Here is a 16,707-nt window from a genome sequence, read left to right on the forward strand (position 1 = left end):
TAAGGAGTTGATAAAAATTGGGAAAAGATGAAGCAAAAAAGGTACAGCCTTTTATGGCAATTTTCGGTGAGGATTATGAAAATGAAATAGAAAATAAAGATGAAAAAATTAATCAAGATATGATAAAGATAGAACAACTAGTACCATTTAAAAACCATCCTTTTAAGTTATATGAGGGAGATAGGTTTAATGAAATGGTAGAGAGCATAAAACAATTTGGTGTAATTGTACCTATTGTGGTAAGAAAGCAAAAACTTAGATTTGAAATACTCTCAGGACATAATAGAGTCGAAGCTTGTAAGGCATTGGGACTTAGTGAAATACCAGGTATTGTTAAGGAAGGGTTAACAGAAGAAGAAGCACTCCTTATAGTAACTGAAACTAATACAATGCAACGATCCTTTACTGATTTACCTCATTCAGAAAGGGCAACAGTAGTTGCAGTAAGACATGAAGCTATGAAGAAACAAGGAGTTAGAACAGATTTATTAAAGGAGATAGAGAAGTTATCTAAATCACCAAGCATAGATCAAGGAACTTCTTCCCCACTGGGGAAGAAGTTAGAAACCAGTATGGGAAAAGTAGGACAAGAATATAATCTATCAAAAAATTCAGTAGCAAGATATTTACGTATAGCTAAACTTCCAAAGGAATTTAAAGAATTAGTGGACATTGGACAAATAGCTATTAGAGCAGGTGTTGACTTATCTTATCTAAGAGAAGAGAGTCTTGATATTGTTCACGCTATTGTAACAGAAGAAAATTTTAAGATTGATATGAAAAGAGCTAGAAATCTACGAGGAGCAGATAAAAAAGAACCTTTAACTTTTGAATCAGCACATGCAATTATCAGAGGAGAAAATAAAGATAAAGAAAAAAAGCCTAAACCACCGAAATATTGGAATAAAGTTTTTATAAAACATTTCAAACCCGAACAGGATGAACAAGAAGTAATGAGTATAATTGAAAAGGCATTAGCTATGTATTATAAATCTACACAGTATGAAGATGTAAATATAGAAAGTGATGAATCAGAAAATGAAGAATTAGATATGTAAGGAAAGGAGGCTAGACTTGAGACGATACAACAAAGTAAAGGATATATATGATTATACTCTTTTAGAGATAGTTAAAGATCGTAAAGAGTGGATGCTATTCCTAAACTTTCATGGTAGTGTATATAAACATACTTTTGATGATGCAGTTTTAATCTATGCTCAAAGACCTGATGCTACTTTCGTTGCTGATATGAAAACGTGGAATCAGAAAGTAGGTAGATGGATAAAAAAAGGAGCAAAATCCATTGCTGTATTTGACCATTCTAACAATTTACCTACTCTAAAAAATTACTTTGATATAAAGGATACAACAGTTAGAGAAGAAAATAGATTTAGCTATCCAACCTATTGGAGAATTAATGAAAAAAATGAACAATTCCTTTTAAATCGCATTAATAGATATTATGATGTAAATACAGTAGATGATTATCTTAAAGAACTAAGTTTAATTGGACTTCAAAAAAGAGAACAGATTATATTTAAGAATTTTAAAAAAGATATAGAAGATAGTCACTTAAGCACTTTTGATTTAGAAAGAGTAAAAACTCAATTTTATACTACTTTACTAGAAAGTATTTATTACATGACAGCCACTAGATGTGGATTTAAAGTAACACCAGATTTTAAAGTTATAAGTTATTTCAATACAAAACCTTTAATCTTTAGAATGGGAAGTATTGTTAGTAATATAGCAGAAAATATTCTTAGGGATATTGAAAAAGAAGTTAAAGCAATCCAAAGGGAAAGGAGTGTTGCAAGTGAATCCAATAACATTAGATTACAAAATGACCGAGCAGGGATATCTAGAACCAATACTGGAAGTAACGAACAAACAACTAGAAATAGGGAAGTACGGAAACAAAGCATTGACTTATCTGAAGGAAGAATACCCACACAGATACAGTTATCTCAGAGCAGAAGGAATATTGCTGAAAACCATGTACAAGGTAAACGAGGAAGCTCATCAAAGGATGGAGCTATTACAACAACTAATGTTGACAACAGAACCGATAAAGAATCCAGAAAACTTTTACGAGAGTTACAGACACAGGGAAATGATAAGAACAAGAGCAGAGGAAATAGTACTTCACGAAATAGTATACAAACCAAGATAGGAACACAATCAGAGTCGTCGTATGATGGCTCTTTTCTTTTGAACAAAAGTACTAATGAAAATAAAAACATACCTAATGAGATAGATGAAATGAAGGAATCAAAAACTAAATCTAAAGTAGATACTTACTTGAAAGACAATATTAATAATGCTACAGATATTGACAATATTGTATATGACCTTGACGAACCTAGTAATGTAATAGACGAAGATGATTTAGATTCTAGTGATGAAAATAATATACCTAAAATAAATTATATCTATAATGCTAAAGATGGTATCGGTATAGGTGGAGCAAAAACTAAATATAAGCAAAATATAGAAGCCATTAAGACACTTAATGTTATTGAGAAAGAAAACAGATCGGCTACACCAGATGAGCAAATTATTTTAGCAAAATATAATGGATGGGGTGGACTTGCAAATGTATTTGATAGTCATAATAATCAATGGTGTAATGAATACCATGAGTTGAAAGATTTATTGTCACCAGATGAATATGTAAGTGCCAGAGAATCAACTCCAAATTCCCACTATACTTCACCAGTTGTTATTAAAGCCATATATAAGGCATTAGAGCAAATGGGTTTTAAGAAAGGAAGTATCCTAGAACCAAGTATGGGAGTGGGTAACTTTTTTGCTCACCTACCTAATAGCATGAAAGATTCTAAGCTTTATGGTATAGAATTGGATAATTTATCAGGAAGAATAGGGAAACAGTTATATCAAAGAGCAGATGTTACTATTAGTGGTTATGAGAAAGCTGATCTGAAAGATAATTTTTATGATGTAGCTATTGGTAATATTCCGTTTGGTAATTATAAGGTATATGATAGGCAGTATAATAAACATAATTTTCTTATTCATGACTTTTTCTTTGCCAAGACAATAGATAAAGTTAGACCTAACGGTATAATTGCACTTGTTACGTCAAGGGGTACATTGGATAAAGCTGATTATAAAGTTAGAAAGTATATAGCTGAGAGAGCTGAACTTTTAGGAGCTATACGATTACCTAACACAGCTTTTAAGGAAGTAGCAGGAACAGATGTAACATCAGATATCATATTTTTAAAGAAACGTGAAAGAATATCAGTAGAAAATCCAAGTTGGATTGAAGTAGGAAAAAATGAAAATGGTGTACCCATAAATAATTATTTCTTAGAAAATCCACATATGTGTTTAGGTAATATGGAGTTTGATACAAGGATGTATGGTGAAAATAGTAATTACACTACATGTGTTGTTATAGATAAAACATTCAACTTAGAAGAAAGCTTGAACCAAGCTGTTAGTTATATAAAAGGTTCAATAGGTGAGTATAAGAGAGAAGTTGTTGAAAGTGATAATAATGAAATACTTGTAGCTGCTAATCCTAATGTTAAAAACTATACTTATGCATACTTAGATAATAATCTTTATTATCGTGAAAACAGTCATATGAGAAGGATAGATATTACTGGTAAGAAATTAGAACGTATCAAAGGTATGATAGAACTCAGGGAAATTACAAGGAACTTAATAAACATACAAGTAGAAGGTTGTACAAAAGAGAAATTGCAATATACACAATCTATACTCAATAATAAGTATGACGCATTTGTTAAAAAGCATGGAGCAATCTCATCTAAAACCAATATGCAAGCCTTTAGAGAGGATAATGACTATCCTCTTTTATGTTCTTTAGAAGTGATAGACCAAGATAGAAATATTAAGAAAGCTGATATCTTTACAAAGCAGACCATAAAACCTATAGAAAAGATAACTTCTGTAGATACAGCAAGAGAAGCTCTAACAGTATCTCTTAATGAAAAGGGAGAAGTAGATCTTGGTTATATGTCAGAGTTATATGATGAAGAAAAAGATGATATTATACAAGAACTTCAAGGAGAAATATTTCTAAATCCTATTAGATATGACAAGGATAATCCCTATGTAGGTTATGAAACCTATGATGAATACTTATCTGGAAATGTTAGAGAGAAGCTTAAGTTTGCTAGAGTCTATGCAGAGACTAATCCTGAGCTATTTCCATTAAATATAACTGCATTAGAAAAAATACAACCTAAAGATTTAGATGCTAGTGAGATTGATGTAAGGCTAGGAACTACATGGATTAATAATAAGGACTATGAGCAGTTTATTTACGAACTCTTAAAGACACCTAATTACTATAAAAATAGAACAGGTGATAGAGATGAGATATGCCTTACATATAATAATTACAATACCAACTATACTATAAATGGTAAAGGATTAGATGGAAGGTCGGTAGCTGCTAGAGAAACATATGGAACAAAACGAATGAATGCTTATTATATTATTGAGGATACTCTTAATCTCAAAAATGTCACAGTAAAAGATAGAGTAGAAGAAGGGGACAAAGTCAAATATGTTCTCAACAAGAAAGAAACTATGTTAGCTAGAGAAAAGCAAAGCCTTGTAAAACAAGCATTTAAGGAATGGATATTCAAAGAGGCAGAGCGTCGCAAAAAATATGTAGACTTCTATAATCAAAATTTCAACAATATAAGATTACGAGAATATGATGGTAGCCATCTTACTTTTCCTGAAATGAATAACGATATCAAGTTAAGACCACATCAAGTTAATGCTATTGCCAGAACAATCTATGGAGGAAATACACTTCTTGCACATGTAGTTGGTGCAGGAAAGACATTTGAAATGATTGCTAGTTGTATGGAACAAAAGAGAATGGGAATTCTTAAAAAAGCTATCTTTGTTGTTCCTAATCATATTACACAGGATTTTGGCTCAGAATTTCTAAGATTATACCCCAATTCAAAGGTACTTGTTACCACCAAGAAGGATTTTGAGAAAAAGAATAGACAAAGATTTGTATCAAGGATTGCTACAGGGAGTTATGATGCCATTGTTATTGGTCATAGTCAATTTGAGAAGATACCTGTTTCTATAGAACGTCAAGAATTAATGATACAAAAACAGATCAATGAACTTATGCATGGTATCGATCAATCAAAAACTAAAAAAGGACAAAACTGGTCAGTTAAACAGATGGAAGCTGAGAAGAAGAAGCTAGATGTAGAATTAAAGAAGTTACATGACACGCCTAAAGATAATGTCATTAACTTTGAAGAGCTGGGTGTTGATGCTATTTATCTTGATGAAGCTCACTATTATAAGAATTGTGCAGTTTTTTCTAAGATGCGTAATGTAGGAGGCATAGGACAATCAAGAGCAAAAAAAGCAAGTGATATGCTCATGAAAACTCAATGTATCCAAGAATTAAAGGGTGGAGAAAAGGGAGTTGTTTTTGCAACAGGTACACCAATAAGTAATTCCATGACAGAGCTATATGTTATGCAGAGATATCTTCAAAATAAGGAATTAGAAAGTAGAGGATTAAAGCATTTTGATAGTTGGGCAGCACAGTTTGGAGAAGTTGTTTCGGCATTGGAGCTTGCCCCAGAAGGAACAGGATATCGTATAAAGAATAGATTTGCTAAGTTTACTAATTTACCAGAGCTTATGACTATGTTTAAGAATGTTGCTGATATTCAAACAGCTGATATGTTAGATTTACCAGTACCTAAGTTAAAGGATGGAAAAGCAAAAATAATTGTAGCTGAAAGTAATGATTATATTACTAATAAGATGGATGATTTTGCAAAACGAGCAGAGAAGATAAGGGCAGGAAAAGATCCGAGGATTGATAATATGTTGAAAGTCACTAATGAAGCAAGGCTTCTAGGATTAGACCCACGTACTCTTGACCCTAATGCACCAAACTATCCAGATTCAAAGGTTAATCGTTGTATAGAAGCTATCTATCAAGAATATATAGCGAGTAATAGTACTAAAGGTACACAGATAATTTTTTCTGACACAGGAACGCCCACAACTGATGGGCGTTTTTCAGTATATCCATATATTAAAAACGAGCTAATAAAAAAGGGTATACCAGCAACTGAAATATGTTTTATTCATGATGCAAAAACAGATGTTCAAAGAGAAGCACTATTTGCAGATATGAGAAGTGGTAATAAAAGAATACTTATAGGTTCTACATCTAAATGTGGTACAGGAACCAATATTCAAGCGAAGCTAATTGCTCTTCATCATCTTGATTGCCCTTGGAGACCTGCGGATTTGGAACAACGTGAAGGTCGTATACTAAGGCAAGGGAATGAAAATGAAGAAGTTACTATCTATAAATATGTGACTAAGTCAACCTTTGATAGCTACATGTGGCAACTAGTAGAAAATAAACAGCGATTTATATCACAGATAATGACCTCTAAATCGGTGACAAGAAGTGCTGAGGATATTGATGAAACAGTATTATCCTATGCAGAGGTTAAAGCCATAGCCACAGGTAACCCTTTAATCAAGGAGAAAATGGAAATAGATAATGAGGTAGCCAGACTTACCCTTTTAAAAGGAGCCTATGATAGTAACAAGTATTCATTGGAAGATAGATTTTTATACAGGTATCCAAGTGAAATTAAGAAGCAGAAAGAAATTATTGAATGTCTTGTTAAAGATATTGAAAAAAGAGATATGACAAGTTCTAATGATTTCAAGATTACTATTGAGGGCAAAGTTTTTAACGAAAGAGAGAGGGCAGGTACATATGTGCTAGCACTATTACAAGGTATGAAGGCAGGTGATACAAAGGCTATAGGTAATTTCAAAGATTTTGAACTATCAATAACTAGTAGTATGTTTAGCAATGAAAATGGAATGTTGCTACATGGTAGTAAAACATATTTTGTTAGTTTTTCAAATAGTACTCATGGAAATATGATTAAATTAGAAAATATTCTTGATAGCTTGGAAAAACGAATAGAGGATAGTGAAATGCGTATTGATGAATTAACAAGAAACATGGAGCAGGCTAAAGAAGAATTTGAGAAACCTTTTGTGCATCAAGCAAATCTACAAAGACTTGTTAAGAGACAAGCAGAGCTTAATGTTTTACTAGACATGAACAAAGAGTCAGACACACCTGTAGTTGATGAGCAAAATAATATCAAAAATAGTAAAAAAATTAAGAGTGTGTCAATAGAACAAGAAATAGAGGAAGATTTATAAATCTCTTATAACAATTAATTAATAACAAAAGGAGATGATAAAACAATGGAAAAAAATTATGTACAAATAACGTTGCTACAGGCAATTGAAGTATTAACTAATCCACAACCAAAGGATAAAAGCATTATAGAAGAAGCAATTAGAGTATTAGGTATAAGGACATTTCTATTAAATATTGATTCATATGATATTTCAGAACCTGTTAAGGAAAAGCTAATTGATTTAAGTAATATTGTAGAAGAATTCATTAATAATTTACCTGATAAAAATCAAGGTGGTGGTAATATTGGTTAGGAGAAAAGAAGATTCTGAGATATTTATAAAGAGTCTAAATGCTTTAACAGGTATTTCTCTAAAAAAGATAAAAAACTACTCAAAAGGCAATACTCCATTTAATATTCTTGAACATCCAATGGTTGTTGAACCTAATGAAAAGCAACTAACAAAAATAAATATGTTAAATGAATTTATTTCTTCTTATAAAGTATTAAGAATGAAAGAAGAACAAGAACAAATCAGATTTGGTTGTCCAAGTGAGTCAGGGGAATACTTCTTATCATTACTTGGCGGTATGAAAGATAGAGAACGTTTTATGATAGCTTTTTTAGATAATAATAATCATATTATAGAAACAAGGGTAGTTTCAGAGGGAACAGTTGATATGGCAGCAGTTTATCCAAGAGATATTTTGAAAATAGCTATTGCTAATGATTGCAGTGGCATGATACTTTCACATAATCATCCAGGCAAATCTCTTATATTTTCTAGAGAGGATATTGAGATAACACAAAAAATGGTTGATATTTTTCATCCACTTAATATAAGAGTTCTTGATCATATTGTTGTTGGGGGCAATCAATATTCATCTTTAGCTGAAAAAGGATGTTTGCCTAATATGCCACTTAATAAAGCTAGATATGAGCCTATACCATTGAGCGATATGATAAAAGAAGATATAGAAGATGATTCACTATATTATGATGACGATGAAGAGCTAGGACTATAATGGGGTGATGATAGATGTACAAGGAAAAGCGTTTTTCAGAAGAACAATTAAAAGAAGCAGATGATATCAATATAATTGCCTTGGCTAGAAGTCATGGTTACGATGTGAAGAAAATAACACCTCATTCCTACAAGATACCTAGCTATGGTGGTTTATACATTAAAGCAGATGGTTCAAAATGGAACTGGTTTTCTCACGGAAAAGGTGGTGGAGCTATACAGTTTCTAATGGAGCTAGAAAACAAATCGTGGGTGGATGCAGTAAAAGAATTATTAGGTATAAACAATGAAGAACTGCCTTATGTTGAACCACTACCGAAAAATATTGATAAGAAGGGTAAACTAGTATTACCTAATAAAAATAAGACTTACAAACATATCTTTGCCTATCTTATACAGACTAGAAAGATTGATAGTAATGTAGTAAAAGAATTTGTTAAGAATAAACAACTCTATGAAGATGAAAAGAATAACTGCGTATTTGTAGGCTATAACGAATCAGATGAACCTAGATTTGCAAGTCTAAGAGGTACAAGTTTAAAACGATTTAGAAAAGATTTATATGGTTCTGATAAAACCTATCCTTTTAATAGAGAAGGAACAAATGAAGTACTTATGATATTTGAAAGTGCTATTGATCTTATGAGTTATATGACGTTAGTACAATTATATGATGTAAAAGACTTTAAACATCATATGATATCTATGGGTGGTACATCTTATCTACCTATTAAGTATTATACAAATAAATATCCAAATATAAAGAAAATGATTCTCTGTCTGGACAATGACGAAGAGGGTCATTTTTTTTCACAACAAATTCATGACCGTTATAGAGATAAATTTCAAATTACAAAGCATGTACCAGTACACAAGGATTTTAATGAAGACTTAATCAATATTCATAACAAACCAATAGAGCTTAATAATATAGAGGTAGATATATGTGTTGATGAAGAAATAGTAATTTAGAGGAGAGATGCTATGGGTCTAGTAAAAGACTTTTTGGAGAAATTGAAATACCGTAATAGTCTAAAACAGATAGATTATCAAGACTTAAATAAAATGCAGGTTAATGAAGTAATGGAAGGGTTAAGAGTAGGACTTGCAGTATCACAAATTAAAATGTATTCACATGATATTTTAAATGATAAGCAGATGAAGGAGATTAGAACAGGTATGGAGAATGGATTAAGTAAATTACAGGTAGCACTATATGCTAATAAACCAATGCTCACTCATATCCAAATGAGAGAAGTAAGGCTTGGTCTTGAAGGTAATCTAAGTAATTCACAAGTTGAAATGTATGCTAAAGCAACGTTATTACCTGAACAGATGAAGGAAATAAGAAAAGGATTTGAATATGGGCTTAATAAAGAACAGGTAGAGTTTTTGATTGACAAATCCTTTTTAACACCTCAGCAGATGAGAGAAGTCCGTATTGGTCTTGAAAATGAATTACCTTTGGATCTTCTCAAAAAATGCATAAAACAAGAAAACGGTAGAGTTAGAGGAGCAAAAGAAATAGAGGGAATTAGAAAAGTATTTGAAGAAGGCAAGGCAGAGATATCAAAAAAAAATATTGAAGCTCTGAAAACCAATTTATTTAAAAAATTAGAAACAGAAAAACCAAAATCATCTAAAGTTAGTGAGGAAAAGCAAAATGACAAATCAGAAACTCAATCTACACCAGAGAAGAATAATGCACAGGTATATAAACAGCATTATGATGAAATGATGAAAAGTTATCTTAATGAAGCATATGCTCAAGAAGAGGGAGATGAAATAGCTATTTAATAAGTATAATAAATTATTAATTACATATGATACTATTAGTTTCTTATGTTTCCTTAAGTGGCTATAAAACAATTAATCATTCGTATAATCTTATAGTAACTAATACAACTATAAGAAACGGGAGGGTGCTATGGAAGTAAATAAAGTCATGTTTGGAAAAAGGTTAAAGGAAGTTAGAAAGTTACGAAATATAACGTCTAATAAATTAGCAGAACTATGTGGAATAGAACCATCATTTGTTAGGCAAATTGAAAGTGCAGCTAAATATCCAAGTATACCTGTGTTTGTTAAGTTATGCAATGCACTTAGCATTTCTCCTGATTATCTGTTGAAAGATAGCTTAATAGAGATTAAAGAACCTGATAATCTTAAAGCTTTATATAATAAAATAAAAATACTAACGCCAAATGAAATCGAATTAGCTACAGATATTATAGAGAATATTTCTAAGCATAGACAAAGATATTTATAATGCAGATATATTTAATATAATTATTATATAGCTAATTAATAATCAAATAGAAAAATAGTCACTATAAGTAATCAAAACAACTATCAGTACTTAAATTAATAATTTATAAAAAAATTCAATTAAACCATTTATAGACATTTCAATACCTACATTCTATTATTTACATATAGAATGGGGGTGATTTAATGAGTGATTATATTGATGAACTAACTGATTTATTTGAAGCATTTTCAAGATTTACTGAAACGATGAAAAATGCTGCTAGAAATGATATGTTACAAAGACATCCTTTCTATAATGAATTAGTTGAAGAGTTGGAGGAAAAGGAAAAGGTTGTAGATAAGCTACTCAATGAATTATCAGAGAAATATAAAGAAGCTATATCTGATTATGTAGTAGATTTAAAAGATATGCATTATTTTGAAGGTGATTACTTTTATATGAGAGGATATAGTGATTGTATTAGACTGTTTCATAGATTTAACTTGTTAAAGTAGAAGTTGATATAATTTATGTATCTCACTTTTAAACAATAAACTAGAGAAGACTAAAAGATTACTTATTCAATACCCAATAAAAACCGCAGTCCTAGGAAGGCTTTGCCTTCCTGCGGGCAAGCTTCCACTTTGTTAAACAAAGTCGCTTGCTGGGGATATCCCCAGTCCCCTTAATATTGGGCTTTGCCCAAACCCATAAAATATTTTTATCCAAAACTAGATTTTTGACTTCCTAAAGATTAAAATATTTATATTAGCTTTAGGGAGGTGTATAGGTGGATGATATAATAGATGAGAAACTATTCTATGAAAATCTAGAACAATTTCATACAGAGTATAGAGAAGAAATATTAAAGAGTTTCAAAAAAAATAATAAAGAATATAGAATGCTTCGGAATGAGTTTGGCGAAGTACTTCATAGGTTAGAATGTTTGTCTGAGGAAGTAAGTAAACAAAATAGAATACTTATAGAAAAATTTATAGAGTTATATAGTATAGTTGCAGTTATGGAAGGTAGCCAAATTTATTTACAAGGACAAATTGATGGAATGAGAATACTGAAAAGATTAAGTGTTATAAAGATTAGCTAGTGACTTTATTGTTACTAGCTTTTAGTTATGCTAAAAGGAGATGAGGATAATAAAAAAAGATAGATTTATAGGTCTTAGAGTAACTGATGTAGAGTATCGTGTGATTGAAAGAAAAGCCAAGAAAGCCAAAATGAATATGAGTCAATATGTATCTCTCCAAGCTCTTGAGAGGGATATTACTATTTATGAGGGATTAAATGAATATACGCATCAATTGTCAAAGATAGGAGCTAATTTGAATCAAGCCTTAATATTAGTACATCAAGGAAAGCTAAATACTATAGATATAATGCCTGTGAAAAAGGAGATACATAAGGTATGGCAATTATTGAACAAATTAACGGAAGAAATAAGACGTATACAGGGTTAAGTAGAGTAATAGATTATATACTTCGTGATGATAAAACAGAATTAGGACTCTATGGAGGATTTAACTGTGATGCTGATAATGCCTATAATGATTTTATAATGACTAAGAGAAATTATAACAAAGAGACTGGACGACAATATATTCATTTTGTCCAGTCTTTTTCTAATCATGAAAATATATCAGCAGAAAAAACTAAAGCTGTTGCAGATGAATTATTATTAATGAATAAGTTTAAAGGTTTTCAAGTAGTTTATTCAACTCATAAAGATACGGATAATTTACATACTCACTTTGTATTGAACACAGTTAATTGTTATACAGGTATGAAATGGAAAATGAGTAAAGAGGAACTTCAAGAGTTAAAGGATTATTCAGATGAAATCTGTAGGAGATATGGTCTTATCATCACTCATGGTAAATTAGGTTCACATATAAATCGAGGTGAGTACCGTTCTAAAGAAAATGCTAGAAGCTGGAAGTATGAATTATATCTAGCTGTCAAAGAAGCTAGGAAATATGCAATTTCTAGAAATGACTTTATTGTCAAATTAAAAAAGTTAGGTTATGAAACTCAATGGTCTGATAGTAGGAAATATATTACCTTTACCAATATTGATGGTAAGAAATGCAGAAATAGAAAATTATATCCCCCTGAGCAGTTTACAAAGGAAGCATTAGAAAAGAGATTTGAACTTAATGCACAGCAGTTAGAAAAGCATGTAGCTGATACAAAATTTGAGAGTTTACTATCGACTATTAAATTATTTCAGAATAACCACAATGATGTTGATAGTAGCAATAATAGATATCCGCTTAGTGGTATGGAGAGTACATCTAAAAAAGATTATATTGCAGATGTAAAGAAGAACGCAGGTCTTAACTGGGGAAAAGAAAAAAATAAAAGTGAAGTTATGTAAAAGGGTGGTGTTTAATATAGGAATTACATTTACTAAGAGTAACTGCAAGTGCGATAGTTGTATATTCTTATTACATAAACAAAAAATTAAGGATTGTGATGGCAATATAAAAATCAAGTATTACTGTATGATAAAAAATTGTGTAAAGAAGGATGATAAAAGTAATGAATAAAAAGAAGAAGCTATTTATTAGTATCTTCATATTAATAGTAGGAACATTATTTAATTTGGTATTTACAACTAATCTTCATTACTTATTAAAAGGAAAGATTAGAAATTTACAGTTGTTTAGTATATATATAATCTTTGCAAGCATGAAAAATAATAAAGAACACTTGCTATTATTTCTAGCTTTTAATGGGATTGCCCTGTTAGGAGCTATTTTTTATTATATTCTAAACCATAAACCTTATCAGAGTGAATTAGTAGAAATAACACCAATGATAAAAACACCTGTTTCAGCTGGACAAAAGCAATTTGGGTCTGCTAGATGGCTTACAGATAATGAAAAAGATAAGAACTTTAAATCGGTAGTTTTGGATGCCAATGATAAGAAAATAAAGGGACTTAACAAACTGGCTGAGGATGAAGTGGATAGAATAAATCAAGGAGATGAAAAAACTAATGAAGAAAAGGAAGAAGTATCAGGATTCAAAGAATATGAAAATAAACTATATGAAGAAAGCCAAAGTATTTATGCAAAGCAGGCAGATATTACGCAATCCAAAGAAAATGAAACGTTAGAAAGCGGTGGTATTATATTAGGTATGAAAAAAGAAGGAGGGAAAGAACGTGTTTATTATATTGATGATGATACCCATACTCTTTGTATTGGTGCTACTCGTAGTGGAAAGTCAAGGTGTATAGTGCTTGAAACAATAGGCTTATTAGGTCTATCAGGAGAAAGCATAATAGTATCTGATCCAAAAGCTGAGCTTTATAACTATACAGCTCCCTACCTTAGAAATTTAGGATACGAAGTTATAGCATTAGATTTCAAAATCCCTTTAAAATCAAATAGGTATAACTACTTACAACCCATTATTGATGCAATTGATGAAGATGATCTTCCAAGAGCAATTGAAGCTACATGGGACTTAACGGCTGCACTTGTTCCAGAGGATTCTCACAATGAAAAGATATGGAGTAATGGTGAAGCTAGTATAATTGCAGCTGCAATCATGGCAGTAGTATATGACAATAGAGATAATCATAATGCCGGTAATAGGAAGTACCAAAATATGAGCAACGTATATTATTTTATTTCAGAAATGTGTAAAACAATCAATGGTAAACTACCACTTGAGAATTATTTAAAAACTATACCAAGTAGCCACCCAGCACGAGGTCTTCTTGCCATATCAGAGGTTGCACCCAGCAAGACACGTGGGAGCTTTTTTACATCGGCTTTAACAAATCTAAGATTATTTACTAACCCTCTAATATGGTCAATGACTAGTACAAGTGATTTTAATCCAAAAGACCTTAGTAGCAAAAAAACAGCTTTGTTTATTATATTACCTGATGAAAAAAGAACGTATTATAGCTTAGCAAGTCTATTTGTAAATCAATGCTATATGTCACTTGTAAAGGTAGCTGACAATAGAGGCGGACGATTACAAAATAGAGTAAACTTGGTACTTGATGAATATGGGAATTTTACCAAAATACCTGACTTTGCCAATAAGTTAACGGTAGGTGGCGGTCGTGGAATTAGATTCTCATTGTTTGTTCAAGCCTTAGCTCAGTTGGATGAAACCTATAATAAAGAAGTAGCACAGACAATAAAGAGTAACTGTGAAACATGGATATACTTACAAGCAGATGACTTAGGAACACTAGAAGAAATCTCAAAAAAGTTAGGTAATTATACTGTTTCAACTTATTCTCTAAGTAGTTCTCATGGAAAATATACAACACCTTCCTCATCTCATTCGACAAATTTAACCCACAGAGCATTATTAACTACAGATGAAGTTAAATTGATAAACAGACCTTATGCATTAGTTCTGTCACGTAATCATCCAGCTATGATGAAAATTCCTGATCTATCAAAATGGAGTTTTAATAGTTTATTTGGTTTAGGTAATAGGGAGCATAATCGTAAGGTGAGAGAGTTTAGAGAAAAGCAAAGATTTGAAAAGGAGAGTGTAAGCTATATTGATCTTTGGAATGTATGGGAATTTCATAAAGAGCAGATGCAAAGTAACTCATTGTCTGGTAAAAGAAAAGAAGAAATAAAATACACACAGATGGGAGGAAACTCATAAATGAGTAAAATTAAATCCAAAGTATTAACAGTATTTGTGATAATACAAGTACTGTTTTTTAATGTAACAAGCGTATTTGCTGGTTCTAGCAATAACGTAGGAAAGAGCAAAATAGCAACAGGAACAGAGGCACTACTTAATGATGTTACAACATGGCTTATGATACTTGCACCTATTGTAGGTGGACTGTTAATTATCTATTTTTTCATTAGAAGAAGTGGAGCAGATGAGCAGGATCAGAAAAGATGGAATAATCGTATTACAACTGCGATTATTTCAGTAGTTGGAGCAGTTTTAGGAAGTGCCATTATTAACCTTGTAATAGGTTACTACAAGTAAATTTAAGAGCAATACTGCTTTTAAAGATAAATAAAACAAATCGAAGGAGAGATGTAAAATGAGAAAATTACAAGTAAAAGCAATGGGAATGGTTTTGAGAGTAAAGAATGTATTAGCTGATAAAAAAGGTGAAGGAGCTTTAAATACAGCTATTACTGTACTTATCAGTGTTGTATTAGGAGCATTATTACTTGCAGGATTATATGCATTAATTGGTGATACTGTACTTCCAGAATTAAAAAATAGAATAACAGATATGTTTAACTTCAAAGGTTAGTCATTGCAATAATCAAGAGGAGGTGAAAGCTTGGAAATAGTAATTATGCTCCTTATATCTGCTATTTTATCAGGGTGTCTAGCTTATGTGGACACCCTATTAGAAGGGTTAGTTCCAATGGTGTTATATTCTGAAAGGTATATGGATACCTTGTTAGGGACAAATGCTATAGAGCCAATCTTTGATATATTCTTTGCCTTTGGTATATCTCTAATTATCCTTAAGTTTCTAAAGAATGGATTTAATAAATATATTCTATGGCATGATGGTGATTCAACAGATGAACCGTCTACTTTATTTATAGGATTTTTAAAAGCTTTGGCAATAGCTATATGTTTCCCAACCATGTATGGGTGGCTAGCCACTATTATAGAAGATATGTCTAATAAACTTATTTTACTTATTTCTGATGGGATGCCAATATCTTTTGAGACTGTCATAGCAGGTGTAGCTTCAGCAGGTCTTTTTACAGGTATAGTATCTTTAATCTTTTTCATATGTTTTTTCATATTATATATACAGTTTTTAACTAGAGGACTTGAGATAATGATACTTAGGATAGGGTTACCCCTTGCTTGTGTTGGATTGATGGATAGAACAGATAGTAATCTCTTTAAAAGTTATATACAAAAGTTTTTTCAAAGTACACTCGCTGTATTAGTTCAGATTACATTAGCTAAATTAGGTGTAGGACTTATGCTTAATGCTCATGTATTTTGGGGCGTGGCAAGTATGATGTTAGCTATAAGAACACCTAAGTTCTTACAGGAATTCTTGATTATTTCAGGAGGACAAGGTGGTGGAATAAGCAATAAAATATATTCTACAGCAAGAATATATCAGATGGGTAAAACATTCTTTAAGAAGTAGGAGGTTGAGATGATTAAAATTAATAGGGATATATTTAATATCAGAGAAGAAGGAT

Annotated in this window: 15 protein-coding genes; all 15 read left to right on the top strand. The window is 31.3% G+C overall.

The features are described 5' to 3' along the window. Positions 1-17 precede the first annotated feature (17 nt). The 15 genes from HYG85_RS20175 (at position 18) to HYG85_RS20245 (ending at position 16,652) form a co-directional block, all read left to right on the top strand. A complete protein-coding gene (locus HYG85_RS20175) occupies positions 18-1,058 on the top strand; it encodes a ParB N-terminal domain-containing protein (protein WP_212691172.1) in 1,041 nt (346 codons plus the stop codon). Positions 1,059-1,074: 16 nt separating this feature from the next. Further along, on the top strand, positions 1,075-7,248 hold the full coding sequence (locus tag HYG85_RS24860; protein WP_244971231.1) for a helicase-related protein: 6,174 nt from the start codon (positions 1,075-1,077) through the stop codon (positions 7,246-7,248). Positions 7,249-7,293: 45 nt separating this feature from the next. Beyond that, a complete protein-coding gene (locus HYG85_RS20185) occupies positions 7,294-7,542 on the top strand; it encodes a hypothetical protein (protein WP_212691173.1) in 249 nt (82 codons plus the stop codon). Further along, entirely contained in the window at positions 7,535-8,254 is a 720-nt protein-coding gene (locus tag HYG85_RS20190) for a JAB domain-containing protein (protein WP_212691174.1), read from the top strand. The genes HYG85_RS20185 and HYG85_RS20190 overlap by 8 nt, the downstream gene beginning before the upstream one ends. Before the next feature lie 14 nt (positions 8,255-8,268). Continuing rightward, positions 8,269-9,225: a DUF3991 domain-containing protein gene (locus tag HYG85_RS20195; RefSeq protein ID WP_212691175.1), complete on the top strand. Its 957-nt coding sequence runs from the start codon at positions 8,269-8,271 to the stop codon at positions 9,223-9,225. Positions 9,226-9,237: 12 nt separating this feature from the next. Next, entirely contained in the window at positions 9,238-10,050 is an 813-nt protein-coding gene (locus HYG85_RS20200) for a hypothetical protein (RefSeq protein WP_212691176.1), read from the top strand. A 130-nt stretch (positions 10,051-10,180) separates the two neighbouring features. Beyond that, positions 10,181-10,522, top strand: a complete 342-nt coding sequence (locus HYG85_RS20205) for a helix-turn-helix domain-containing protein (protein ID WP_212691177.1) — start codon at positions 10,181-10,183, stop codon at positions 10,520-10,522. A gap of 185 nt (positions 10,523-10,707) precedes the next feature. Continuing rightward, a complete protein-coding gene (locus tag HYG85_RS20210) occupies positions 10,708-11,019 on the top strand; it encodes a hypothetical protein (RefSeq protein ID WP_212691178.1) in 312 nt (103 codons plus the stop codon). Between the two features lie 275 nt (positions 11,020-11,294). Next, entirely contained in the window at positions 11,295-11,609 is a 315-nt protein-coding gene (locus HYG85_RS20215) for a hypothetical protein (RefSeq protein WP_212691179.1), read from the top strand. Positions 11,610-11,649: 40 nt separating this feature from the next. Next, on the top strand, positions 11,650-11,979 hold the full coding sequence (locus tag HYG85_RS20220) for a plasmid mobilization protein (protein ID WP_212691180.1): 330 nt from the start codon (positions 11,650-11,652) through the stop codon (positions 11,977-11,979). Next, positions 11,928-12,896, top strand: coding sequence for a relaxase/mobilization nuclease domain-containing protein (locus tag HYG85_RS20225; protein WP_212691181.1), 969 nt, complete (start codon positions 11,928-11,930; stop codon positions 12,894-12,896). The genes HYG85_RS20220 and HYG85_RS20225 overlap by 52 nt, the downstream gene beginning before the upstream one ends. A 164-nt stretch (positions 12,897-13,060) precedes the next feature. Next, a complete protein-coding gene (locus HYG85_RS20230) occupies positions 13,061-15,166 on the top strand; it encodes a VirD4-like conjugal transfer protein, CD1115 family (protein WP_212691182.1) in 2,106 nt (701 codons plus the stop codon). After that, complete coding sequence (locus tag HYG85_RS20235; RefSeq protein WP_212691183.1) at positions 15,167-15,505, top strand: Mbov_0395 family pilin-like conjugal transfer protein; 339 nt, start codon at positions 15,167-15,169, stop codon at positions 15,503-15,505. A 58-nt stretch (positions 15,506-15,563) separates the two neighbouring features. Next, a complete protein-coding gene (locus HYG85_RS20240) occupies positions 15,564-15,782 on the top strand; it encodes a DUF6133 family protein (RefSeq protein WP_212691184.1) in 219 nt (72 codons plus the stop codon). Between the two features lie 30 nt (positions 15,783-15,812). Next, complete coding sequence (locus HYG85_RS20245) at positions 15,813-16,652, top strand: conjugal transfer protein TrbL family protein (protein ID WP_212691185.1); 840 nt, start codon at positions 15,813-15,815, stop codon at positions 16,650-16,652. Positions 16,653-16,707: the final 55 nt, after the last annotated feature.

Origin of the sequence: Vallitalea guaymasensis (assembly GCF_018141425.1) — a bacterium.
Taxonomy (GTDB): domain Bacteria; phylum Bacillota; class Clostridia; order Lachnospirales; family Vallitaleaceae; genus Vallitalea; species Vallitalea guaymasensis.